The organism is Enterobacter cloacae complex sp. P27C, from assembly GCF_014895705.1.
Lineage (GTDB): Bacteria > Pseudomonadota > Gammaproteobacteria > Enterobacterales > Enterobacteriaceae > Enterobacter > Enterobacter bugandensis.
Genome location: NZ_JADBQB010000012.1, coordinates 42,902 through 66,101 on the forward strand (window position 1 = coordinate 42,902; position 23,200 = coordinate 66,101).

Below are 23,200 nucleotides of genomic sequence, written 5' to 3' on the forward strand. Positions count from 1 at the left end.
ATTAAGCAGCAGTGGGATACAGAACGCTTATATTGCGATCTGCTTCACTAAAGGATCGTTACTTTTTAGCTTTTGAATGCTGGCCGAAGGCGTGCCAGGTAGCGGAAACGCTGTTGAGGTGAGTTTGCAACGCCCGATCGGCTTCATCGGGATCGCGGCGGCGGATCGCGTCAACGATCGCGATATGCTGGCGATAGCTGGCTGCGTTATGTTGATAAAGCTCTGCATCCGGCACTTTAGGACGCGCCGCGATTAGCCAGTCGAGCAGCGCAACGTGGATCGCGTTGAAGATTGGGTTGCCGGGGATCTCCGCCAGCACGCGGTGAAAATCGACGTCGGATCGAATGAACAGCGCGTTGTCATCCAGGGACTGGCTGTTGATCTCCAGCGCTTTCGTCAGCCGCGCAATCTGATCGTCCGTGGCGTACTCTGCGGCATAACGCACGAGGCTGGATTCAAAGAACAGACGGAGCTGCTCAAAATGGGCAATACCGCCGGGCTGGGTCAGAAAATCTTTCGCCATCCCCGACAGCTCGCTGATGATGGTATCGGCAGACGGCAGGGTGACGCGGGCGCGTTCACCGTTGTTAATCTGTACCAGACCTTTACGCTTCAGCGCCGCCAGCGCTTCGCGCACCGAGGGGCGGCCCACGTTGAAGAACGCCATCAGCTCGCGCTCGGAGGGCAGTTGCTCTCCCTGGGCAAATTCCTTCCGGCGGATCATCTGCTCTAGCTCTTCTTCCACCATATCCGACAGCTTTTTGCGCGTCAGCGGTCGGCGACGCAGGCTGCGGCCAAGGGTTACATCTGAGTTTTCAGCGTTACGATCGGTCGGTTTCATTGCAGTCCGGTGCCATTGAAGGAAAACGCTGCATCATAACACAGGAAATTAGAGGGGGCGAAAAGGGGCAGAAAGCAAAACAGGCCCGTCGGGCCTGTTTGTTTATTTCACAACGCGCAGTGCGGGACGACCACCGCGCGGTGGCGGTTCATCATCGGGACCCTCGTCGTCGTCCTGACGATCGGGCTTGTCGCCATCAATCACAGACATTACCGGGTCGCTTTCGCGTTCATCGGATGCCTCATCGTCATTCAGGCTGGCAACCTCTTCATCATACGCCGCTTCCGGCTCGAACATGGTGCCTGCACCGTTTTCACGGGCGTAGATAGCCAGAACCGCAGCCAGCGGAACGGAAACCTGACGCGGCACGCCGCCGAAACGCGCATTAAAGCGCACTTCGTCGTTTGCCAGCTCCAGGTTACCCACTGCACGTGGCGCAATATTCAGTACAATCTGTCCGTCGCGTGCGTATTCCATTGGAACCTGCACGCCCGGCAACGTCACATCCACAACCAGGTGCGGCGTGAGCTGGTTATCCAGCAGCCATTCATAGAAGGCGCGCAGCAGATACGGACGGCGTGGGGTAAGTTGTGACATTTCCACAGTCATTAGCCTCGGCCGAGACGCATTTCACGTTCCGGTTCAGTTAAAGATGCCAGGAAAGAGTCGCGCTCAAATACGCGAGTCATATAGCCTTTCAGCTCTTTTGCGCCAGGGCCGCTGAACTCAACGCCCAGAATTGGCAGACGCCACAGCAGCGGGGCCAGATAGCAATCCACCAGGCTGAACTCGTCGCTCAGGAAGAACGGTTTCTGACCAAACACAGGGGCAATTGCCAGCAGCTCTTCACGCAGTTGCTTACGCGCAGCGTCGGCTTCAGAAGCGGAGCCGCTGGTAATGACGTTCATCAGCGAGTACCAGTCTTTTTCGATACGCTGCATGTACAGGCGGCTTTCACCACGTGCAACAGGGTAAACAGGCATCAGCGGCGGATGCGGGAAACGCTCATCCAGATATTCCATAATGATACGGGATTCCCACAGGGTCAGCTCGCGATCCACCAGCGTCGGTACGCTTTGGCTCGGGTTGAGATCGATCAGATCCTGAGGCGGGTTATCCTTTTCCACATGCTCGATCTCAAAACTGACACCCTTCTCGGCCAGCACGATACGAACCTGATGGCTATAAATGTCAGTAGGACCAGAAAACAGCGTCATTACCGAACGTTTGTTGGCAGCGACAGCCATGAAAACCTCCAGGTATATTCAGAATTTTTACTGCTACCAGCCCAACGGGGCCAGCCAGATGAAGTATCGCCCATCCCAGAGAAGACACATTGTTCAAGAATCGAACAAAAATCGAGTATTCACCGATATTTGGGCAGAAAATTGGATGATAGTTTACCAGATTTTGATGGCTTTGTGGTGAGGGGATGCCGGAAATGTGGAAAAAGAGAAGATATATGAAATGTTACTGTGGATAACCTGCGCATTATCCATAAAAAAACCCGCCGAAGCGGGTTTTTCGCCAATCGTTCTGCGTAAGCAGAATGGATTAACGTTTGGAGAACTGTGGACGACGACGTGCTTTACGCAGACCCACTTTCTTACGTTCAACCTGACGCGCGTCACGAGTAACGAAGCCAGCTTTACGCAGTTCAGAACGCAGGGATTCGTCGTACTCCATCAGAGCGCGGGTGATACCGTGACGGATCGCACCTGCCTGACCGGAGATACCACCACCTTTAACGGTGATGTACAGATCCAGTTTTTCTACCATATCAACCAGTTCCAGCGGCTGGCGAACTACCATGCGGGCAGTTTCGCGACCGAAGTACTGTTCCAGAGAACGCTGGTTGATTACGATTTTACCACTGCCCGGTTTGATGAAAACGCGAGCTGCGGAACTTTTGCGGCGACCAGTGCCGTAGTATTGATTTTCAGCCATTGCCTATAATCCCGATTAGATGTCAAGAACTTGCGGTTGCTGTGCCGCGTGGTTGTGCTCGTTGCCTGCGTAAACTTTCAGTTTACGGAACATAGCACGACCCAGCGGGCCTTTTGGCAGCATGCCTTTAACCGCGATTTCAATCACACGCTCAGGACGGCGGGCAATCATCTCTTCAAAGGTCGCTTCTTTGATACCACCGATGTGGCCGGTGTGGTGGTAGTACACTTTGTCAGTACGCTTGTTGCCGGTAACAGCAACTTTGTCAGCGTTCAGAACGATGATGTAATCACCGGTATCAACGTGCGGAGTGTATTCCGCTTTATGCTTACCGCGCAGGCGACGAGCCAGTTCAGTAGCCAGACGGCCCAGAGTTTTACCGGTCGCGTCAACAACATACCAGTCGCGCTGTACGGTTTCTGGTTTAGCTGTAAAAGTTTTCATTAAAAGCTTACCCAAATAATAAGTTACACGTTGGTGAACACCCAAACGTTTAGTCAGTTGAGGTTCACACGACAAAGTCCGGCAAACCTACCCCTTCGAATAGCACATGCCGACACATAGAAAGTTTCGGGAAAAAAACCTTCTCGTAACGTGGGGTCGCAAGATTATAGAGAAGTTGAGGTCAAAGATCGACCCTTAAATGTGATTTGGAATGGGTTTTTCGGGGGGCGCGTTTGTGCGGTCTGGTGCCCTCACTCCCAGCTCCTCTCCCCGCGGGAGAGAGGCGCATTTATTAGGGCATATGCTCACGCTTGAGATACTCTTCGCTCTGCATCTCTTGCAGGCGCGAGAGGCAGCGCTGGAACTCAAACTTCAGCCGCTCGCCCTGGTAGATCTCATATAAAGGCACCTCGGCGCTGACGGCAAGCTTGACGTGGCGCTCGTAAAACTCGTCCACCAGCGCAATGAAACGCCGCGCTTCGCTCTCCATCAGCCGCGTCATCACCGGCACATCCAGCATCATCACGGTGTGGAACAGGCGCGAAAGCGCAATATAGTCATGCTGGCTGCGGGCATCCACGCAGAGCGTCGCAAAAGAGACCGCCAGCGTCTGGTTTTCTACGCCAAGGGTGGGTAACGGGCGATGGTTAATCTCCAGCGTCGGTGCGTTTTCGCGTTTTGCGCCCGCCAGCGCCAGCCAGAGTTTATCCATCTCGCGAGCGGTATCGGCGTTTAACGGCGAAAGCCACAGGTGCGCCTGCGTTAACGTGCGCAGACGATAATCGACACCGGCATCGACATTCATGATGTCGCAATGCTGTTTGATAGCATCAATAGCCGGCAGGAAACGCGCCCGCTGCAGGCCGTTGCGATAGAGTTCATCCGGCGGGATATTCGACGTGGCAACGAGCGTGATCCCGCGGGCAAACAGCGCTTTCATCAGCCCGCCTAACAGCATGGCGTCGGTAATGTCAGAAACAAAAAACTCATCGAAGCAGAGCACGTCCGTTTCCGCCTTGAACCTGTCAGCCACAATCTCCAGCGGATCGCTTTTGCCCTGCAGCGCTGTCAGCTCTTCATGCACCCGCAGCATAAAGCGATGGAAGTGGAGGCGCTGTTTACGCTCCCCCGGCAGGCTGAGATAAAACAGATCCATCAGCCAGGTTTTTCCGCGACCGACGCCGCCCCACATATATAAACCGCGCACCGGAGCCTGAGCCTGCGGCGCTTTTTTGCCGAGCAGTCGGCCAAACGCCGCTTTGAGCCCACCACTCTGTTCTACTTCAGCAGGTTTTGCCGTGAGCGCCTGATAAATCATCTCCAGACGGTTTACCGCCTCACGTTGAACGTCATCAGGCTGATGAGTACCCTCATTCAGGGCCAGTTGATATCGCGATGCAGGGGACAGGATTTGCATAATCTTATTGTTATTCCTTCAATTAATGCTCATCAGCAGGCGTGACTGATGAAAAAAAGGCCGTTCTACACTACGCGATGATACGTCAGGATTCCACTTCTGCGGAAATAGCGGTTATAGTGGCATTATCAGGCACAGGCAGGAGCCGAGCCAACACCCTACGGAACAACAAGACAACGGGAGAAGTTCATGACCTGGGAATATGCGCTAATCGGTTTAGTCGTCGGCATCGTGATCGGTGCTGTGGCCATGCGTTTCGGCAACCGCAAATTGCGTCAGCAGCAGTCACTGCAGTACGAACTGGAAAAGAATAAAGCAGAGCTGGAAGAGTATCGCGAAGAGCTGGTCAGCCACTTTGCCCGTAGCGCTGAGCTGCTGGACAACATGGCGACCGACTACCGTCAGCTGTATCAGCATATGGCGAAAAGCTCCAGCAGCCTGCTGCCGGAAATGACCGCGGAGACTAACCCGTTCCGCAACCGTCTGGCCGACTCAGAAGCGGGTAACGATCAGGCTCCGGTTCAGATGCCACGCGACTACTCTGACGGCGCGTCCGGCCTGCTGCGCGGTGGCGCAAAACGCGATTAATCGCACAACATAAATATATTTTACGGGCGCATCTCTTGCGCCCGTCCTTTCTTCCCGTCCCCAGCTATTATTTAGTCAAACACCTCATTGTTCAGCGGTATAAAATTCAATAACATCATCATGATTTTGGGCCGTTCTTCTTTCATTCCAGGATACGAGAGTCAGCATCAATGAAGAAAAAAAACCAGCTGTTGAGCGCTATAGCGTTAAGTGTCGGGTTATCTCTCTCGGCGTCCTTCCCTGCCGGTGCGGCGCTGCCTTCGCAGGTGCCGGGACAGGCAGCCACTCCCAGCCTCGCGCCAATGCTGGAAAAAGTGTTGCCCGCGGTCGTGAGCGTTCAGGTAGAAGGCACGGCGGTTCAAAGCCAGCGCGTACCGGAAGAACTGAAAAAATATTTTGGCGATGAGTCCCCCAACCAGCAGGCCCAGCCTTTTGAAGGCCTGGGCTCTGGCGTCATCATTGATGCGGCTAAAGGCTATATCCTGACCAACAATCATGTCATCAGCCAGGCCGATAAAATCAGCGTCCAGCTGAACGATGGTCGTGAATTTGATGCCAAACTGATTGGCGGCGATGATCAGAGCGACATCGCGCTATTGCAGGTGCAGAACCCGAGCAACCTGACCCAGATTGCCATTGCGGATTCCGACAAGCTGCGCGTCGGTGATTTTGCCGTCGCTGTGGGCAACCCCTTTGGTTTAGGTCAAACCGCCACCTCCGGCATAGTCTCGGCGCTGGGACGCAGTGGCCTGAATCTGGAAGGTCTGGAAAACTTCATCCAGACCGATGCCTCAATCAACCGGGGCAACTCCGGCGGGGCATTACTCAACCTTAACGGCGAGCTGATTGGCATTAACACGGCAATTCTGGCTCCGGGCGGCGGCAGCATTGGGATTGGCTTTGCGATCCCGAGCAATATGGCTAAAACGCTGGCGCAGCAGCTAATCCAGTTCGGCGAAGTCAAACGTGGACTGCTGGGTATTAAAGGCATGGAGATGAGCGCTGATATCGCGAAAGCGTTCAATATCAACGTGCAGCGCGGTGCGTTTGTCAGTGAAGTGCTGCCAAACTCCGGCTCGGCAAAAGCAGGCATTAAATCGGGCGACGTGATCGTCAGCCTTAACGACAAGCCGCTGAGCAGCTTTGCTGAACTGCGTTCGCGTATTGCCACTACCGAACCGGGGGCCAAAGTGAAGCTGGGCCTGATCCGTGACGGTAAGCCGCTGAACGTCGAAGTGACGCTGGATAAAAGCACCTCGTCCTCTGCCAGCGCGGAGCTTATCGCCCCGGCGCTGCAGGGAGCAACGCTAAGCGATGGGCAGTTGAAAGACGGTACGAAAGGCATTCGCCTGGATACCGTCGAGAAGAGCAGCCCTGCCGCGCAGGCCGGATTGCATCAGGAAGATGTCATCATTGGCGTGAACCGCAATCGCGTGCAGTCCATTGCCGAACTGCGCAAGGTGCTGGAGAGCAAACCGGCGGTCATTGCCCTGCAGGTCATGCGTGGCAATGAGTCTATCTACATTCTGTTGCGCTAAGCATTTGCGATCCCGGACATCACCGCTGCGTGTGATGTCCGGATAACTCATGTTATGCTGCAAATCGTTCCTTTTTTCACGACACGCGCATCATGCTTTTAAAGCTCTTACGTTCCATTGTCATCGGTTTGATTGTCGCTGGCCTGCTGCTGCTGGCGATGCCGTCTTTGCGTCAGTTTAATAAGCTGTCTGCCCCCCAGTTCGACAGCACGGATGAAACGCCGGCGACCTATAACCAGGCCGTTCGCCGTGCCGCCCCTGCCGTGGTTAACGTTTATAACCGCGGCCTCAACAGCTCAGCACATAACCAGCTTGAGATCCGCACCCTTGGCTCCGGGGTGATTATGGACGAGCGCGGCTACATTATTACGAACAAACACGTGATCAACGATGCCGACCAGATCATCGTCGCCCTGCAGGATGGCCGCGTGTTTGAGGCGTTGCTTGTGGGTTCAGACAGCCTGACCGATCTGGCCGTGCTGAAGATTAACGCCACGGGCGGATTGCCGGTCATTCCGATCAACCGTAAACGTACGCCGCACATCGGCGATGTGGTGCTGGCGATCGGTAACCCGTACAACCTGGGCCAGACCATCACGCAAGGAATTATCAGCGCGACCGGTCGAATCGGCCTCAACCCGTCAGGACGGCAGAACTTCCTGCAGACGGATGCGTCAATCAACCACGGCAACTCCGGCGGCGCGCTGGTCAACTCGCTGGGCGAACTGATGGGCATCAACACCCTCTCGTTCGATAAAAGCAACGACGGCGAGACGCCGGAAGGGATCGGCTTTGCTATTCCGTTCCAGCTGGCGACCAAGATTATGGATAAGCTGATCCGCGACGGACGCGTGATCCGCGGCTATATCGGTATCGGCGGGCGCGAAATTGCGCCAATGCATACTCAGGGCGGCGGTATCGATCAGATTCAGGGCATCGTCGTCAACGAGGTGGCACCGGGTGGCCCGGCGGCTAACGCGGGGATTCAGGTTAATGATGTCATCGTGTCGGTCAACGGCACGCCGGCAGTCTCTGCCCTGGAGACGATGGACCAGGTGGCCGAAATTCGCCCTGGCTCGATCATCCCTGTGGAAATCATGCGCAACGATAAGAAAATGACGCTGCACGTGACGATTCAGGAATACCCGGCAACAAATTAGCCCCATAAAAAAACCGAAGCGCTTACTGGCTTCGGTTTTTTTGCCGGGTGGCGCTAACGCTTACCCGGCCTACGGGAGACACTTCGTTTTACTTGTTAACGAACTCTTCACCCAGAGTGATATCTTTCTTCAGCGTGTCCAGCATGCCTTCCATCGCGTTTTGCTCAAACGCGCTCAGCGTACCGATAGGCTTACGCTCTTCAATACCGTTTTTGCCCAGCAGCAGCGGCTGAGAGAAGAAGCGGGCATGTTCGCCGTCGCCTTCAACGTAAGCACATTCAACAACGCCTTTCTCGCCCTGCAGGGCGCGAACCAGTGACAGACCGAAACGTGCAGCCGCCTGGCCCATAGACAGGGTTGCAGAACCGCCACCCGCCTTCGCTTCCACCACTTCGGTGCCCGCGTTCTGGATTCGTTTGGTCAGATCAGCCACTTCCTGCTCGGTGAAGCTCACGCCCGGGATCTGCGACAGCAGAGGCAGAATAGTCACGCCAGAGTGGCCGCCGATAACCGGCACTTCCACTTCTGTTGGCTGTTTGCCTTTCAGCTCAGCAACGAAGGTGTTGGAACGGATAATATCCAGCGTGGTCACGCCGAACAGTTTGTTTTTGTCGTACACACCCGCTTTCTTCAGCACTTCGGCTGCGATAGCAACGGTGGTGTTCACCGGGTTAGTGATAATACCGATGCATGCTTTCGGGCACACTTCAGCGATCTGCTGCACCAGGTTTTTCACGATGCCCGCGTTGACGTTGAACAGGTCTGAACGATCCATGCCTGGCTTACGCGCCACGCCTGCAGAAATCAGGACCACGTCAGCACCCTGCAGCGCAGGACGCGCATCTTCACCGGAGAAGCCTTTGATTTTTACAGCGGTCGGGATGTGGCTCAGGTCAACCGCCACGCCTGGGGTTACCGGAGCAATATCGTACAGGGAGAGTTCTGAGCCTGAAGGCAGTTGGGTTTTCAGTAGTAGGGCAAGCGCCTGGCCGATACCACCAGCAGCGCCGAGGACTGCGACTTTCATCCTAAACTCCTTATTATGGTTAACTTAAGTATCTGTAAATCCGTTGCCGCGACCTTAAATCAGCATGTCTTTAATTACAATTTTCGAAGCTAAAGAATTTGAGGTCACACGACTTTATCTCTCACCAGAAAGCTATCTGACGACAGATGGCAACGAATTAAGAGGTGGTTACAATACACCCTGCCACGCCACCAAAACAACATCATTTTGATAACATTTAATTTACTTTTAAGCTTATTTGCGCGGCGTGACCCAGGCATGTTTTCTGATAACGAAATCTGATAAAATCACTCCCTTTCATAACATTATTTCAGCCTGCCGTTGAGCAGATAATTTGCATAAAAATTCATCCACATGCATAATAATGTTGTTTCTTTCGTCATATTCCGGGTGACTTATGCGAAGCTCGTCTAAGCAAGAAGAATTGGTAAAAGCGTTTAAGGCGCTACTTAAAGAAGAGAAATTCAGTTCTCAGGGAGAAATTGTTCAGGCGCTGCAGGAACAAGGCTTCGATAACATCAACCAGTCGAAAGTCTCCCGCATGTTAACCAAGTTTGGCGCGGTGCGTACCCGCAACGCCAAGATGGAGATGGTCTATTGCCTGCCGGCTGAACTTGGCGTGCCGACCACCTCCAGCCCGCTCAAGAATTTGGTTCTGGATATCGACTATAACGACGCCGTTGTGGTCATCCACACAAGCCCGGGTGCCGCGCAGCTGATTGCCCGCATGCTGGACTCGTTAGGTAAAACAGAGGGTATCCTTGGCACCATTGCCGGTGATGACACCATCTTTACCACCCCGGCTAGCGGTTTCTCCGTGAAGGATCTCCACGAAGCGATTCTGGTTCTGTTCGAACAGGAACTGTAATGCGCCCTCCCCCGTAGCGCCGCTGCGGGGATCATTCTGCTCTCGCATCATTTCCCCCTTTATTTCACTGCCCTTGCTTTGACGATTAGTGCTTTTTACCACTCATTAACATTCATACAGTGAATAGCAATCCCGCAAATCGCACAAAAAATCAAAAAGCATTATCCCTATGATTTTCTTATAAATACCAACACAAATTGCTCATAAAACACCCAGCATTATGCAATTAGGTTATAAAAAAAAGCGTGTTTAACACGTAATAACAAGGGAAACCATTAGTCTGGTATTAATTTTTTACGTTATTAGTGTATACTTGATTTTGTGATGAGGGTCACGAAACAAGACCCCACTAAAAAATTCGACGAGGTAAGAATCATGAAAATCAAAACTACTGTAGCGGCGCTGAGCGTCCTGTCTGTCCTGTCCTTCGGTGCTTTCGCAGCTGACGCTATTAATGCTGACCAGGCGCAATCCCGTGAGGCAATCGGTACGGTTTCTGTCGGCGCTGTTGGCACGTCTCCAATGGACATGCATGAGATACTGAACAAAAAAGCGGAAGAAAAAGGTGCGTCATCCTATCGCATTATCGAAGCGCGTTCCGGTGACCACTGGCACGCCACCGCCGAGCTGTACAAATAAGTTTAAGTAATCACTGAAGACATAACTCTCCACTCAACGGCACCAGGCATAAAAATAGCAGTTCACCCCTTCTCGCCGTTGAGCAAAAACCTGTTCAGGAGTAAAGACTATGAAAACCAAATTGATCATCGCAACCCTGGGTCTGGCATCCGCTCTCTCTTTCGGCGCAAGCGCAGCCGTACAGCAAGTGAATGCCGATCAGGCACAAAATCTGCAGCCAATGGGCAGCGTCTCCGTGACGTCAGTCACCGGCTCCCCGATGGACATTCGTCAGGAACTTGCCGCCAAAGCTGAAAAAGCAGGCGCCAGCAGCTATCGCGTCACCGAACTGAATCAGGGTGACCACTGGCACGCCACGGCTGAACTGTATAAATAAACCCTCGTCGTATCTCATCATACGACTTGCCCCTGGCCTCGTGGTCAGGGGCTTTTTTCATTTAATGCCGCGCGTTAAAACGAAGCTGTCCTTCAAGCTCTTCCTCCGCTTCATCGAAGAGTAATATCAGCGCGCCGAAACGTCTGCGCAGCTTATCGGGCAGATGGATAAACTCAATCTCCAGCGGTAGCGGCAGCATGCTGCCGGTGACCACGTCCCACAGCGTATCCAGATTGGTCACGCTTTCCCGTTCAAGTTCAAACGCCCGGATAAATTCCCGATAAAAGTCTTCCTGACTGTCGATTTCGTCAAAATCAAAAGTATAGGTTTTCATTGCCAGCCACCCAGTCCAGGCGGGCGGCAGATGCCGCCCAGTCTATTATAATCCCCCGATATGCAGGGTTTTAACTTCCAGATACTCTTCCAGCCCCAGCACGGATCCCTCACGTCCAAGACCGGACTCTTTTACGCCGCCGAAAGGCCCCAGCTCGGTGGAAACGGCGCACTCGTTAATGCCAATCATCCCGCTCTCGATGGCCTGTGAAACGCGGAAAACCCGGGAAAGGTTCTGGGTGTAGAAGTAAGCTGCCAGCCCGTAAGGCGTGTTATTCGCACGCTGGATGACTTCATCTTCCGAGGTGAAGCGGAAACACGCCGCAACCGGACCAAACGTCTCTTCTTCTGCCAGCTTCATGCCTTCGTGACAGTCGCCCAGCACGGTTGGCATCCAGAAATTACCGCCCAGCGGATGGGGTTTGCCGCCTGCCAGCACGGTCGCCCCTCGTGTGACAGCATCTTCAACATGCTCACGGACCTTGTCGACCGCGGCGGATTCAATCAGCGGCCCGACGACGACGCCGTCCTCAAGGCCATTCCCCACCTTAAGGGCATTAACCGCATCTGCGAGCTTATTCACAAACTTGTCGTAGACGGTTTCCTGAATGTAGAAGCGGTTCACGCTGACGCAGACCTGCCCGGCATTGCGGAATTTATTGGCAATTGCGCCTTTTACCGCAGCCTCGATGTCGGCATCCTCAAAGACGATATACGGAGCATTTCCCCCCAGCTCCATCGAGACTTTTTTCATGGTTTCTGCGGCGTTGCGCACCAGCGTTTTGCCGACGGAGGTCGAACCGGTAAAGGAGATTTTACGCACGTCGTGGCTGGCCATGATCGCATCGCTGATTTCATGGGTATTTCCGGCCACCGCGTTGAGCACACCGTCGGGCACGCCCGCCTGTTTTGCCAGCGTCAGCAGCGCAAAGGCGCTGAGCGGCGTGTTATTGGCCGGTTTGATGACACCGGTACACCCGGCTGCCAGCGCCGGGCCTAGCTTGCGGGTGAGCATCGCCATCGGGAAGTTCCACGGCGTGATGGCCGCGACCACGCCGATGGGCTCACGGGTCGCCAGAATGCGCGAGCCGGGCTTGATTGGCGGAATAATTTCACCGTTCGCGCGCTTGGCCTCTTCGGCAAACCACTGGATAAAGCTGGCGGCATACTCCACTTCCCCTTCCGCCTCTTTCAGGGGCTTGCCCTGCTCGGTGGTCATTAGCCGCCCGAGCCAGCTTTTATTTTCAATAATCAGTTCGTACCAGCGGTACAGAATCGCCGAACGCTCTTTCGCGGTTTTGGCACGCCATGCCGGGAAGGCTTTGGTGGCCGCTGCGATCGCTTCTTCGGTTTGCGCTTTACCCGCTTTCGCAACTTTAGCGATGACCTCACCGGTCGCGGGGTTCAGCACATCAAACGTTGTGTCCAGCGTTTTCCAGATGCCGTCGACCAGATAGCCGGTCTGAAAAAGGGTGTTGTCCTGAAGCGCCTGAGTCGTCATGTGTCCTCCCTTCCTGAATGTAAGTACGTGCTGGAATAAGTATAGCCACAAAAAAACCGGCGCTTTTGGCGTCGGTTTTTTTACTTCAGTCAGTTATCCGTGAGGGCATTCTGGTAGCGATGCAGCATAAACACCAGCCGCCCTACCGGCTCGGTCACCTGTGGCGGCGCTTGCCAGTGCTTGAGCTTTTCCTGATAAATATCCAGTTCTTCAAGCAGTTGGGTAAAGTAACGACGGCGTTTGTCGTCACTGCTGGCGGAAAGCACATGGTCGGCGGTACGACGCAGCTGACGGTGGAAGGCCGAGAGATCGTCGTTGATCGGCACCGGCGCGTTGCGCAGACGCTGGTGCGCGATGATCATGGTTAACGCCAGGCGGAACTTCGCTATGTCGCCCGGGAACTTGTTCAGCAGTAAAAACAGCTGCTGGTAGAGCGCGGGCAGGTGGTTCTCTTTACGACGCGCGGTATTGGTAGTCATCGACGACACGGCAGCCGATACAAACTGGTTCAGCAATACGCGCCCCGTCCGCGCCTGCGAGTTATCCCGGACCAGCAGAATCACCATCATCGCCAGGAAGCAGCCCACCAGCTGACCCAGCGCGCTGTCGAGGAACTGGCTGAAGTGGAAGGTCATCGGGTTATCCAGCACGATGATGTTAATCGTACTCGCCAGCGCCCCCAGCGATCCCAGGCGGCGCTTTTGCACTTCAATGCCGATAAAGAACGCCATCACCGCCAGGCTAATACAGAGCAGCAGCATGCTCTGCTGCGTCGACGGGATGATGACCAGGAAATAGAGCGCGCCTATCGGCAGCGCGGCGATGGTGCCGTAGAGGAAATCAATGGCGACCATGCGCGGGTTAGGCAGACGCATCGCCAGTGCGGTCACGACGGCAATCATCACCATCGCGCCGCTGCCGGACGTCCAGCCCGTCCACAGCCAGAACAGCGTGCCGAGCATACAGGCAAGCGTGGTACGCCAGAAGTTGACCATCGCGTGATGGCGCTCGGCAGACTCCGCCTTGATCACCACTTCGCCCTGGAGCACCTCTTCTTCCGCCGCGCTGATTTTGGTGTTACCGATCACGCCGCGCTTAAGCAGCAGATAACGCGTTGCAGCCCCAACCCAGGTGTAGATCGTCACCGGCGTCTCGCGCTCCCCGGTCCAGGCAATCACCCGGCGCATGCGCTTAAGCTGCTTATGCACGTCCTGCACGGTCTCTACCGGCTCGGCAAACAGCTCACGGAACGTATCGGTGACCGATTCCGGGCGGGTGTTCTGGATAAGATAGGTTTCGCACGCCTGGGTAATCAGCGTTAAGGAGACGGTATTCAGGGCTTTAAGGCGACGATTCGCCCGCGCCCAGCGAGACGACTCCATATTGAGGTTGCTGCGCATCCCTTCCAGCGCCTGCGTACGACGAACCAGCCCGCTCCATGCTTTATCCACCTCTTCGCTATCGCCGTGTTTAATGCACAGCTGCATCAGTTGGTACTGGGCAACGATCAGCGCGTCCAGCTCGCGATCCACCTCTTGCTTGATCGAGCGCGGGGAGAAAAGCAGGTCGGCCACGATCGCGCAGACAATACCAATCACAATCTCGCTGCAGCGCTCCACGGCAAACTGCGGCGCGAGCAGCGGTTCGCTTTGGATGGTGATGACAATGATCAGCGCGGTATAGCCCGCCAGCCCCCAGGCGTAGGAGTTCTCGACTTTTACCAGAGACGAGACCCAGGTGCAGAAGCCCGCCCAGATGCAGCAGACCATTAGCATCAGCAGCGGCGTGCGGATCATCAGAATAATAATGGTCAGCGCCGCGAAACAGCCGATAAACGTCCCGATGATACGTAGCATCCCGCGATAGCGGATCGCACCAGAGTAGGGTTCTCCACCCGCGGCGAAGGCAGGGCCCGCCGCGACAATCGCGGCGGTCAGCACCGCCCAGCGAGGGGTTTCAAGCTGGAAGTGGAAGCCAACGAACAGCGCCAGCACGATGGCGCACGCCAGCTTCACGGCGAAGCGAATGTGCTGACTGGCGATGGAAAAGATACCCATGGCGATTAACCAAACTCGCGCAGGCGATGGGCAATTTTACGGAAGAGGGAGTCCTGGCTGGCATCCCGATCTTTTTCTCCGGTGATCACCACCGTCGCCGTGGTACCCGCTGGCCACAGGTTGCCCTGCTGCTCATCCAGATGAATACGTACCGGCACGCGCTGCGCCAGACGCACCCACTCCAGGTTAGAATCCACCGTCGCCATCCCTTTGGCATCGTTAGAGCTGCTGGAGTTGGTTACCCCTGCGGCGACGCTGTCGACGGTACCTTTAAAGACGCGGTTGCTGCCAAGCGGCGTGACTTCTGCGCGATAACCCGGACGAACGCCCTCCAGCTTGGTCTCTTCCATATAGGCGAGCACGTAGAAGGAGTTCTGTTTAACCAGCGCCACGGCGGTTGAGCCACGGGTGATAAACTCCCCGGCATAGACGTTCAGGTTGGTCACCCAGCCATCGGCCGGCGCGCGGATCACGGTACGCTCCAGGTCGAGCTTCGCCAGATCGCGCGTTGCCTGCGCTTTCGCTAACTGGTGCAGCACGGTTTGCAGCACGTTGTTGGACTGGTCAATCTCTTCGCGGGACATGGCCTGAACGCCCAGCTGGTTACGACGGCCTGCCTCACGGCGTTTCTCTGCGGCCAGCGCCTGGTAATAGGCCACGTCTGCTTCTGCTTCCTCCAGCGCCTTCTGGTAACGAGGCTGGTCGATGGTGAACAGGACCTGATCTTTCTTCACCAGCTGGTTATCGTGAACGTTAACCGCCGTGATAAGGCCGGCCACGTCGGGGGCAATTGCCACCACATCGGCGCTAAAGCGCGCGTCACGCGTCCACGGTGATTCGGTGTAATAAACCCAGGCGCGAAAAATAGCGATGAACGCGAGGATAACCAGCGCCATGGTAATGGCGGTGCGGGAGATTTTTCTTGTTAGCGTTTTCACATCAACCTCAGACAAACATGCGCGATATCAGGTAAAACAGGCAGCAATACAGCGCGGTATTGAACAATGCAGGGTGCCAGACGAAATCGTAGATCCCGGTCGGGACCAGCACCTTGCGCACCAGCCAGAAGATCGCCAGTGATAAAAGAAGCTCGAAAAATATCGGTGGGAACGACAGACCGAACACCACGATAACGGGAAACAGACTCATGTTGACCTTGATAAGAGAGAGTGCAGGCTTCAGAATTTTTTAGCGCACGCCATCGCAGGAGAGCTAGAAACGCAGGGCGAGAATGGCGCAGCCGTTATGTAATTAATAATATATTAACGTAACTGTTATGCTGTTATCTATCATATGTGATCTAAATCACTTTTAAGCCAGAGTGAACAATGGAACGTTTAAAACGCATGTCCGTCTTCGCCAAAGTGGTTGAACTCGGCTCATTTACCGCCGCTGCGCGCCAGCTTCAGATGAGCGTCTCATCCATCAGCCAGACGGTGTCCAAACTGGAAGATGAGCTTCAGGTTAAGCTGCTCAACCGCAGCACCCGCAGCATCGGGTTGACGGAAGCCGGTAAAATTTACTATCAGGGCTGTCGCCGCATGCTGCATGAAGTGCAGGATGTTCACGAACAACTCTATGCCTTTAACAACACGCCCATCGGCACGCTGCGTATAGGGTGTTCTTCAACTATGGCACAAAATGTTCTCGCTGCCATGACGGCGGACATGCTGAAAGAGTACCCTGGGCTTACCGTCAATCTGGTGACGGGCATCCCTGCCCCAGACCTGATCGCCGATGGTTTAGACGTGGTGATCCGCGTTGGCGCGTTGCAGGACTCCAGCCTGTTCTCGCGTCGCCTCGGGAGCATGCCGATGGTGGTCTGTGCCTCGAAGAGCTATCTGGCGCAGTACGGTGTGCCGGAGAAACCTGCCGATCTCGCTAACCACTCCTGGCTGGAGTACAGCGTCCGCCCCGATAATGAATTTGAGCTGATTGCTCCGGAAGGGATCTCCACCAGGCTGCTGCCGGAAGGCCGGTTCGTCACCAACGATCCGATGACCATTTCGCGCTGGCTGGTGGCCGGCGCCGGGATCGCCTACGTGCCGCTGATGTGGGTGATCAATGAGATCAACAGCGGCGTGCTGGAGATCCTCTTCCCGCGCTATCAGTCCGATCCACGCCCGGTCTACGCCCTGTATACCGAGAAGGACAAGCTGCCCCTCAAAGTACAGGTGTGTATTAACTATCTGACCGACTATTTTGTCGACGTAGCAGAGCTGTTTCAGGGAATGCGCGGAAGAAGAAAGGAATAAGTAATTAATTCCTGAAATATCCGCGCCATTAATATTTCAGGATGAAGCCGGCCTTCATCCAGGAATATTCTTTAGCTTCTATCAGGAATAGCGAATTGACACTGCCGCCGCCTGCCCTTTACCTTATAAACAGTCTGGCATTCAGACTGTTATTATTTTGTTGCTGATTTGAATAATAAAATGTATTTCGCAGGATGACGTTAAACAAGGAAACGAAATGAATCTATTTGAACAAACACCGCCGTCACGCAGGCGCTACGGACTCGCCGCGTTCATTGGCTTAATTGCAGGAATTGTCTCCGCGTTTGTCAAATGGGGAGCCGAGGTACCACTCCCGCCACGCAGTCCCACCGATTTATTTACCGGCGCATGCGGCCCTGAGCAATTAATAAGAGCCGCAGGACAAATAGATTGCTCCCGCAATTTTTTAAATCCACCCTATGTTTTTTTACGCGACTGGCTGGGCGTAGTTGATCCTAACGCAGCAGTTTATACCTTTGCCGGACATATATTTAACTGGGTCGGCGTAACGCATATTATTTTCTCAATCGTCTTCGCGGTTGGGTATTGTGTCGTTGCTGAAGTCTTCCCGAAAATTAAACTCTGGCAGGGTTTGCTGGCGGGTGCATTGGCACAGCTTTTTGTTCACATGCTCTCCTTCCCGCTGATGGGGCTGACGCCACCGCTGTTTGATCTGCCCTGGTATGAACACGTGTCAGAGATCGTGGGTCATCTGGTCTGGTTCTGGTCGATCGAAATCATTCGACGTGACTTGCGTAACCGCATTACTCACGAGCCGGATCCGGAGATCCCGCTGGGTAACTTACGTTAAAAAAAAGGCGCTACATTAGTAGCGCCATTTTTTTATGCCGATTCAGGTCAGGCTGTGCCGCCCACCGTCAGGTTGTCCACTTTCAGCGTTGGCTGGCCCACGCCCACCGGCAGGCTCTGGCCCTCTTTACCGCAGACGCCCACGCCGTTATCCAGCTTCAGATCGTTACCGACCATGGAGATCTGCTGCATGGCTTCAATGCCGGAGCCAATCAGGGTTGCGCCCTTCACCGCTTTGGTCACTTTGCCCTTCTCGATCAGATACGCTTCTGAGGTAGAGAAGACAAACTTACCGGAGGTGATATCCACCTGGCCGCCGCCAAAGTTTGGCGCAAAGATACCGTAATCCACGGATTCGATAATCTCCTGCGGCGTGGATTTGCCCGGCAGCATATAGGTGTTGGTCATGCGCGGCATCGGCAGGTGCGCGTAAGATTCACGGCGGCCGTTACCCGTTGGCGCTACGCCCATCAGGCGCGCGTTGAGTTTGTCCTGCATGTAGCCTTTCAGCACGCCGTTTTCGATCAGCACGTTGTACTGGCCTGGCGTACCTTCATCGTCGATAGAAATCGAGCCGCGGCGGTCAAGCATGGTGCCATCATCCACTACGGTGCAAAGTTCAGAGGAGACGAGCTGTCCGATCTGGCCGCTGAACACGGACGTCCCGCGACGGTTAAAATCGCCTTCCAGACCGTGGCCCACCGCTTCGTGCAGCAGCACGCCCGGCCAGCCTGCGCCCAGCACCACCGGGAATGTCCCGGCCGGCGCCGCAACAGCATTAAGATTCACCAGCGCCATGCGCACGGCTTCTTTAGCCCACGCGTCAGCGCGCGCTTCGCCGTCAACATCACCCAGGAACCAGTCATAGCCGAAACGACCGCCGCCGCCGCTTGAGCCGCGCTCGCGTTTGCCGTTGTCATCGACCTGCACGCTGATGGAGAGACGCACCAGCGGACGCACATCGGCCGCCAGCGTACCGTCCGTTGCCGCCACCAGAATCAGTTCATACACACCGCTCAGGCTGGCGGAGACTTCCTGAACACGTTTGTCGGCGGCGCGCGCCACTTTGTCCACGCGGCGCAGGATGTCCAGCTTCTCTTCACGGCTCATGCTCTGCAGCGGGTCGATGCTGGTATAAAGCGCGGAGTGCTGCACTTCACCCAGGGTTTTCACGCGACCGTCGCCGGCATCGCGCACAATGGTACGCGCGGCCTGAGCGCTCTGCTCAAGCGCGGCCAGGCTAATCTGGTCGGCATAGGCAAAACCGGTTTTTTCGCCGCTGATGGCGCGCACGCCGACGCCCTGGTCAATGTTATATGAGCCATCTTTGATGATGCTGTCTTCTAAAACCCAGGATTCGTGATAGCTCGACTGGAAATAGAGATCGCCGTAGTCGAGACGGCGTTCGGTCAGTTGACCAAGAATGGAGAACAGGTCCTGATGGCTCAGGCCGTTCGCTGCGAGCAAATGTTCACTTACCAGGTTCAGACTCATCGTATTGCTACTCGTTCGTTGCCGCCCGTGGCGGTATAAAGATCGTATTTATTGAGAGTGAGGCAATTACCAGCCCACGTCAAATCATTGCTGTGCATCTTTGCGCGGCTGGCGCAGCACCTCGTTAATCTGCGGTTTATCCACCGGACCGGTAATGCGGTAGCGCAGAATGGAGACCTTGCTCCACAGCGGCCCCAGCACTTTACTGGCGGCAAACACCGCCGCACCGACAATCGGGTTAACCACAAAGGCCGCCGCCACGCCCACGCTGGCGGAAATTTCCGGCGCCACCACGGCTTCCATATCCAGCTCGCGACGCACGAGGTTGACCGAGCCTTTCATGGCGATGTCCGCTTCCAGCCCATCCACCAGCGTGTCGTCCGTGTGCAGAACGCCGTCCTTGATCCACGCCGTACTGCGGATGGAATCGTAATAGAAACCTTCGCTGAAGGTGTCGCTGAAATCGAAGCGCAGCTTGCGCAGCAGCGCATCAAAGCTGAGGAGGCGCAGGATCTGCCCGGCGCGCCCCGTGCTCACATCGGCGATTTCACCTTTGCCAAAGTGTGTTTTCAGAATACCGTTCAATGACGCTTCGTCCGGTGTCCACGGCGCGGCACGCCAGTGAAGATCGTAATTAACGTTAAACGAGGAGCCGCGCAGCGGCGTGCTGATGCCAAAGAAGTTGGCTGCCGCATCCAGCTTGTTGCCTTTAATGTCGCCCTTCAGGGACGTGCGCTGCTCGCCCGGGTTATTCACCCACTCTCCACCCGCCGTCATGCGGCCAAAGCCGGTGTCGATCAATCCGCCGGAGAGCTTGAGCGTATTCCCCTGGATGGCAAAATCACCGTCGATACGGCCATATTTTTGCCCCCACAGCCAGCACTCCGCGCAGCGCAGCTGCAGATCGGGCCAGCCGCTAAAATCGACGCGGGTAGTATTACTCAGCGGCGATGTATTCGCCGGTTTATCTTTATTCGCGGCAGCCGGGTTGTAGTAGAGATAGCGGATCGCTGCCTGCCACGGCGCGTTATTGCGCATGGTCAGCGTGCCGTTGATCTCCCGGCCCTGCGCCTCCACTTTTGAGCCGTTAGCGGTTGGCTGGGAGACAATGCTCAGATTGTTCCACTGCTGTCCGCCCAGCATCAGCGACGGCGTGCGTACGGTAATGGTCTGCGGGAACTGGGCGGCCTCATCAACGTTTTGCCCAACGCCTTTCTGGAAGAGCGCCAGCCACTCCGCGCCGTCCATCGGCGGGAGATTCAGCTCAACGCCCGCATGCTCAGGCAACGGCGGCGTGGTTTTGCTGTCCGTCGTCCAGATGGCTCTGTCGAGGGTAAGCTTGCGGTTAAGCAGCCAGCGGCTGTTAAAGTGGTTTGTTCCGCCCGCGCTTCCGGTCAGCGCGAAGCTGTCCAGATTGCCATCCACGTTAAGCTTCACCGGCAGCGGCTGTCCGGCCTGTTTATCCAGCGGCGCAGGCAGCTGGCTTTGAAGATTCTTCAGGTCACCCGTAATGTCGACCTTATAGTGTGCACCCGCGTGATAAGGCAGGTCGATTGCCACTTTGCCCTGCCAGGCGACCGCGCCCGCTACTGACGCCTCAATCGGCTTCGGCAGGACGTCCATACGCGACGGCTGCCAGTTGCCGTCCAGATTAACGGCCACCTGATAAGCCTTTTGCCCCTCGGCTGTTGAGAAGTCGATATTCACCGGCTGATTAAACCAGCTGGCGGTCAGCGGCTCGCTTTTCAAATTACCGTTCACAAAGCTGAACTGTCCGCTGAGGTCTTTCAGGGTGCTATCAAGCGGTTTAATGTACAGGCTGTTGTTCTTCAGACGGACGTCACCTTTGGCGGTGGTCATTTCACCGTCCAGCGGGATATCAAGATGTAAGCGAGCATTCACATCGCCATCGAGCTGGAGCTGCTGAAGGGTCGCCGCCAGCGACTCTTTGAGTGGCGTCTCCTCAAAGTACGGCCCCACCGCTTTCCCCGGGCCGTTGATGTCGGCATCAATCAGCAGCTTCTCTTTTGAGTAGTCCGGGATGTTGGCCGTCAGGTTGCTGGCCGTTACGCCTCCCAGCGCAACGCTGTCCGCCTTCATCCATAATCCATCGTTGAGGAAGTTAAGCTCGATATCCAGGTTTTTCAGCGCGGGCCAGCCCGGCTGGAACGCGAAGGTGGCGTCGTGCAGCGGCACCAGCACCTGGAACTGCCCCTCATTATGTTTGTACGGGAAAAGATGCGGGTTACCGCCGTAGACCAGCGTGGCGTTTTCCGCCTGACCGCCCTGAATTGCGCCGCTCAGATAGTCGACCAGCGCTTTACCCATCAGATTTTCCGGGAAATAGCGCCAGGCCTGAGAACCGTCATCGGTACTGATCCCGGCCAGAATGCCCAGCCACGGTTCGTCACCCTGCGGCTGTAAATAGCGGAAGTCACCCCGCGCGTGTACCGCTTTGGCTTTGACGTCGATATGGCGACCATCAAGCTGGAAGCCCTTATCGTTACGGAGCCAGTTAAGCACCGCGCTGCCCTGTTCAATTTCCAGCGGCGCGCGGAAGACCGTCTCGTAAGGCATTTTAGCGTTGTGCATATCGGCCGTGAGCCTGCCGTTCTCCACGCTGCCTTCCAGCTTGCCGCTGAAATGCTCCGCGCCCGGCAGCATCTTCCACTGCTTCCAGGCAAGATCTTTCCATGTTGCCTGGAAACGGGTTTTTTCCGTCGCCTGAAGCGGGATATCCAGCGCCAGAGAATCAATTTTTCCGCTCGGCTGCGTTGCCAGCCAGATCTCGCCCAGGTCCGGAGAGAGCTTTGCCGCCATGGAGCGCAGGCCTTCAATGGCCGCCAGATCCAGGTTACTGGCGCGGATGCGCAGCTCATCGCTGCGTTTACTCGCCGCGCCGCCCACGTCCTGCTCCGGCATCCAGGCCAGCGTCAACGCACCGCGCGGCCACGGCTTGCCGTCCATCGTGATGCGCGTATCCGGGATGGCGAACTGCCAGCCCTCTTTTTCCTGCGTCACGTGCGCGGTGAGGTTATCGACGGAAAGCTGATGCTGCTGTCTTTCACCCTTCCAGCTCGCGCCCCCTTGCTTCAGCCAGATATCGCCGCTGGCAAATTTCCCTTTCGTCAGGGTCATCCAGCCCTCAAGGCTGAAACGGGCGGTTTCCAGCTGCATGTTTTGCTGCAGCCAGTCACCGAGCCAGGGCTTTACATCCACATCGTCGGCCTGCAGCCAGACTTTGCCGTTGTTTAACAGGCCGTCATCGTCACGCAAGTCCATACGCACCTGCATGACGCCGTGCTGGCCGTTCAGGCTGGAAAGATTGACCTGCCCTTCGGCGCGGTGTCGATCCTTGCCGTTAAGCCAGGTCAGCTGCGGGATCGCCAGTTCGGCGCGCTGGCCAGAAAGGGTAATAAAGCTCACTTCGCTGTCGCGCAGATCGAAATGATCGAACTGGCGGAGGAAGAGATCGCTGAAGCGGTTGGCTTCCAGGCCCTGATTGTTATCACCGCCCGTCAGCGGCGTATTGGTCAGAAACTGGAGTTGATAAAAGGTGAGATCGCGAAACTGCCAGCGCAGATGCAACAGGCTTTGCCAGACGTCCAGCGCCAGGGTTACGCGTTTGATTTTGAGATGACCGCCATCTTTCAGGCTGGCGTTGATGTCACGGACATCCAGCGTCGGGCCAAAATTCTGCCAGCTGGCGCTAACCTGGCTTACGTCGACCGGCACGCCGGTGGTGGATTCGATTTTCGCCAGCAGCTGCGGACGCCAGCTGTCCAGATGCGGTAAAACGAGGCGTAGCCCGCTCACGAGCAACGCGACAATCACGACCAGCGTTGCCCCTGTAAGCACTAAAATCCCCGGCAATCGCCTCACGC

At 55.7% G+C, this 23,200-nt stretch carries 22 protein-coding genes; 8 read left to right on the forward strand and 14 right to left on the reverse strand.

Annotation, left to right across the window (positions count from 1 at the left end):
- Positions 1–58 precede the first annotated feature (58 nt).
- The 6 genes from nanR to zapE all read right to left on the reverse strand — a co-directional run bounded on the left by nanR (position 59) and on the right by zapE (position 4,649).
- Entirely contained in the window at positions 59–841 is a 783-nt protein-coding gene (nanR, locus tag IM291_RS19660) for a transcriptional regulator NanR (protein WP_048999221.1), read from the reverse strand.
- 102 nt (positions 842–943) lie between these two features.
- Positions 944–1,444 carry a ClpXP protease specificity-enhancing factor gene (gene sspB / locus IM291_RS19665; RefSeq protein ID WP_028014588.1) on the reverse strand — a complete coding sequence of 167 codons (501 nt, stop codon included), beginning with the start codon at positions 1,442–1,444 and terminating at the stop codon, positions 944–946.
- Positions 1,445–1,449: 5 nt separating this feature from the next.
- Complete coding sequence (gene sspA, locus IM291_RS19670) at positions 1,450–2,088, reverse strand: stringent starvation protein SspA (protein ID WP_028014589.1); 639 nt, start codon at positions 2,086–2,088, stop codon at positions 1,450–1,452.
- A 307-nt stretch (positions 2,089–2,395) separates the two neighbouring features.
- The gene (gene rpsI / locus IM291_RS19675) at positions 2,396–2,788 is read right to left on the reverse strand and encodes a 30S ribosomal protein S9 (RefSeq protein ID WP_003860436.1); all 393 of its coding nucleotides are present in this window, start codon (positions 2,786–2,788) and stop codon (positions 2,396–2,398) included.
- Between the two features lie 15 nt (positions 2,789–2,803).
- On the reverse strand, positions 2,804–3,232 hold the full coding sequence (rplM, locus tag IM291_RS19680) for a 50S ribosomal protein L13 (RefSeq protein ID WP_006178824.1): 429 nt from the start codon (positions 3,230–3,232) through the stop codon (positions 2,804–2,806).
- A 292-nt stretch (positions 3,233–3,524) separates the two neighbouring features.
- On the reverse strand, positions 3,525–4,649 hold the full coding sequence (gene zapE / locus IM291_RS19685) for a cell division protein ZapE (protein ID WP_192971977.1): 1,125 nt from the start codon (positions 4,647–4,649) through the stop codon (positions 3,525–3,527).
- Between the two features lie 189 nt (positions 4,650–4,838).
- On the opposite strand from zapE, the gene zapG reads away from it, so the two are divergent.
- The 3 genes from zapG (at position 4,839) to degS (ending at position 7,935) form a co-directional block, all read left to right on the forward strand.
- Positions 4,839–5,237, forward strand: coding sequence for a Z-ring associated protein ZapG (gene zapG / locus IM291_RS19690; RefSeq protein WP_010436126.1), 399 nt, complete (start codon positions 4,839–4,841; stop codon positions 5,235–5,237).
- A 170-nt stretch (positions 5,238–5,407) separates the two neighbouring features.
- Complete coding sequence (gene degQ / locus IM291_RS19695) at positions 5,408–6,775, forward strand: serine endoprotease DegQ (protein ID WP_041907839.1); 1,368 nt, start codon at positions 5,408–5,410, stop codon at positions 6,773–6,775.
- Positions 6,776–6,867: 92 nt separating this feature from the next.
- Complete coding sequence (degS, locus tag IM291_RS19700) at positions 6,868–7,935, forward strand: outer membrane-stress sensor serine endopeptidase DegS (protein WP_028014593.1); 1,068 nt, start codon at positions 6,868–6,870, stop codon at positions 7,933–7,935.
- Between the two features lie 88 nt (positions 7,936–8,023).
- Here the strand turns inward: degS and mdh are convergent, their stop codons facing one another.
- Positions 8,024–8,962 (reverse strand): malate dehydrogenase, encoded by a 939-nt coding sequence (gene mdh / locus IM291_RS19705; RefSeq protein WP_028014594.1) that lies wholly within the window; start codon positions 8,960–8,962, stop codon positions 8,024–8,026.
- A gap of 397 nt (positions 8,963–9,359) precedes the next feature.
- Between mdh and argR the strand changes: the two genes are divergently transcribed.
- From argR to yhcN (IM291_RS19720), 3 genes are all read left to right on the forward strand, one after another.
- Entirely contained in the window at positions 9,360–9,830 is a 471-nt protein-coding gene (gene argR / locus IM291_RS19710) for a transcriptional regulator ArgR (protein ID WP_008502836.1), read from the forward strand.
- A 375-nt stretch (positions 9,831–10,205) separates the two neighbouring features.
- Positions 10,206–10,469, forward strand: a complete 264-nt coding sequence (yhcN, locus tag IM291_RS19715; RefSeq protein ID WP_192987543.1) for a peroxide/acid stress response protein YhcN — start codon at positions 10,206–10,208, stop codon at positions 10,467–10,469.
- Between the two features lie 109 nt (positions 10,470–10,578).
- Positions 10,579–10,845, forward strand: coding sequence for a peroxide/acid stress response protein YhcN (gene yhcN, locus IM291_RS19720; protein WP_028014595.1), 267 nt, complete (start codon positions 10,579–10,581; stop codon positions 10,843–10,845).
- 61 nt (positions 10,846–10,906) lie between these two features.
- On the opposite strand, the gene IM291_RS19725 is transcribed toward yhcN (IM291_RS19720), so the two are convergent.
- The 5 genes from IM291_RS19725 to aaeX form a co-directional block, all read right to left on the reverse strand.
- A complete protein-coding gene (locus tag IM291_RS19725; RefSeq protein WP_192971976.1) occupies positions 10,907–11,179 on the reverse strand; it encodes a barstar family protein in 273 nt (90 codons plus the stop codon).
- A 45-nt stretch (positions 11,180–11,224) separates the two neighbouring features.
- The gene (locus IM291_RS19730) at positions 11,225–12,679 is read right to left on the reverse strand and encodes an NAD-dependent succinate-semialdehyde dehydrogenase (protein ID WP_028014597.1); all 1,455 of its coding nucleotides are present in this window, start codon (positions 12,677–12,679) and stop codon (positions 11,225–11,227) included.
- 89 nt (positions 12,680–12,768) lie between these two features.
- Positions 12,769–14,736: a p-hydroxybenzoic acid efflux pump subunit AaeB gene (gene aaeB, locus IM291_RS19735; protein ID WP_047367037.1), complete on the reverse strand. Its 1,968-nt coding sequence runs from the start codon at positions 14,734–14,736 to the stop codon at positions 12,769–12,771.
- Positions 14,737–14,741: 5 nt separating this feature from the next.
- Positions 14,742–15,674: a p-hydroxybenzoic acid efflux pump subunit AaeA gene (gene aaeA, locus IM291_RS19740; RefSeq protein ID WP_028014599.1), complete on the reverse strand. Its 933-nt coding sequence runs from the start codon at positions 15,672–15,674 to the stop codon at positions 14,742–14,744.
- A 7-nt stretch (positions 15,675–15,681) separates the two neighbouring features.
- On the reverse strand, positions 15,682–15,885 hold the full coding sequence (aaeX, locus tag IM291_RS19745) for a p-hydroxybenzoic acid efflux pump operon protein AaeX (protein ID WP_003860416.1): 204 nt from the start codon (positions 15,883–15,885) through the stop codon (positions 15,682–15,684).
- Positions 15,886–16,064: 179 nt separating this feature from the next.
- Here aaeX and aaeR point away from each other — a divergent pair, with 179 nt between their 5' ends.
- The gene (gene aaeR, locus IM291_RS19750) at positions 16,065–16,991 is read left to right on the forward strand and encodes an HTH-type transcriptional activator AaeR (RefSeq protein WP_028014600.1); all 927 of its coding nucleotides are present in this window, start codon (positions 16,065–16,067) and stop codon (positions 16,989–16,991) included.
- Between the two features lie 217 nt (positions 16,992–17,208).
- Entirely contained in the window at positions 17,209–17,823 is a 615-nt protein-coding gene (locus IM291_RS19755; protein WP_032644925.1) for a YagU family protein, read from the forward strand.
- Positions 17,824–17,870: 47 nt separating this feature from the next.
- Here the strand turns inward: IM291_RS19755 and tldD are convergent, their stop codons facing one another.
- The gene (tldD, locus tag IM291_RS19760; protein WP_028014602.1) at positions 17,871–19,316 is read right to left on the reverse strand and encodes a metalloprotease TldD; all 1,446 of its coding nucleotides are present in this window, start codon (positions 19,314–19,316) and stop codon (positions 17,871–17,873) included.
- An 84-nt stretch (positions 19,317–19,400) separates the two neighbouring features.
- Positions 19,401–23,198 carry an AsmA2 domain-containing protein YhdP gene (gene yhdP, locus IM291_RS19765; protein ID WP_192987544.1) on the reverse strand — a complete coding sequence of 1,266 codons (3,798 nt, stop codon included), beginning with the start codon at positions 23,196–23,198 and terminating at the stop codon, positions 19,401–19,403.
- Positions 23,199–23,200: the final 2 nt, after the last annotated feature.

Excerpts from the sequence above, each read along its gene's own strand:
- nanR (WP_048999221.1), bottom strand. The coding sequence starts at position 841 with ATGAAACCGACCGATCGTAACGCTGAAAACTCAGATGTAACCCTTGGC.
- sspA (WP_028014589.1), bottom strand. The coding sequence starts at position 2,088 with ATGGCTGTCGCTGCCAACAAACGTTCGGTAATGACGCTGTTTTCTGGT.
- rpsI (WP_003860436.1), bottom strand. The coding sequence starts at position 2,788 with ATGGCTGAAAATCAATACTACGGCACTGGTCGCCGCAAAAGTTCCGCA.
- rplM (WP_006178824.1), bottom strand. The coding sequence starts at position 3,232 with ATGAAAACTTTTACAGCTAAACCAGAAACCGTACAGCGCGACTGGTAT.
- zapE (WP_192971977.1), bottom strand. The coding sequence starts at position 4,649 with ATGCAAATCCTGTCCCCTGCATCGCGATATCAACTGGCCCTGAATGAG.
- zapG (WP_010436126.1), top strand. The coding sequence starts at position 4,839 with ATGACCTGGGAATATGCGCTAATCGGTTTAGTCGTCGGCATCGTGATC.
- degQ (WP_041907839.1), top strand. The coding sequence starts at position 5,408 with ATGAAGAAAAAAAACCAGCTGTTGAGCGCTATAGCGTTAAGTGTCGGG.
- degS (WP_028014593.1), top strand. The coding sequence starts at position 6,868 with ATGCTTTTAAAGCTCTTACGTTCCATTGTCATCGGTTTGATTGTCGCT.
- mdh (WP_028014594.1), bottom strand. The coding sequence starts at position 8,962 with ATGAAAGTCGCAGTCCTCGGCGCTGCTGGTGGTATCGGCCAGGCGCTT.
- argR (WP_008502836.1), top strand. The coding sequence starts at position 9,360 with ATGCGAAGCTCGTCTAAGCAAGAAGAATTGGTAAAAGCGTTTAAGGCG.
- yhcN (WP_192987543.1), top strand. The coding sequence starts at position 10,206 with ATGAAAATCAAAACTACTGTAGCGGCGCTGAGCGTCCTGTCTGTCCTG.
- yhcN (WP_028014595.1), top strand. The coding sequence starts at position 10,579 with ATGAAAACCAAATTGATCATCGCAACCCTGGGTCTGGCATCCGCTCTC.
- IM291_RS19725 (WP_192971976.1), bottom strand. The coding sequence starts at position 11,179 with ATGAAAACCTATACTTTTGATTTTGACGAAATCGACAGTCAGGAAGAC.
- IM291_RS19730 (WP_028014597.1), bottom strand. The coding sequence starts at position 12,679 with ATGACGACTCAGGCGCTTCAGGACAACACCCTTTTTCAGACCGGCTAT.
- aaeB (WP_047367037.1), bottom strand. The coding sequence starts at position 14,736 with ATGGGTATCTTTTCCATCGCCAGTCAGCACATTCGCTTCGCCGTGAAG.
- aaeX (WP_003860416.1), bottom strand. The coding sequence starts at position 15,885 with ATGAGTCTGTTTCCCGTTATCGTGGTGTTCGGTCTGTCGTTCCCACCG.
- aaeR (WP_028014600.1), top strand. The coding sequence starts at position 16,065 with ATGGAACGTTTAAAACGCATGTCCGTCTTCGCCAAAGTGGTTGAACTC.
- IM291_RS19755 (WP_032644925.1), top strand. The coding sequence starts at position 17,209 with ATGAATCTATTTGAACAAACACCGCCGTCACGCAGGCGCTACGGACTC.
- tldD (WP_028014602.1), bottom strand. The coding sequence starts at position 19,316 with ATGAGTCTGAACCTGGTAAGTGAACATTTGCTCGCAGCGAACGGCCTG.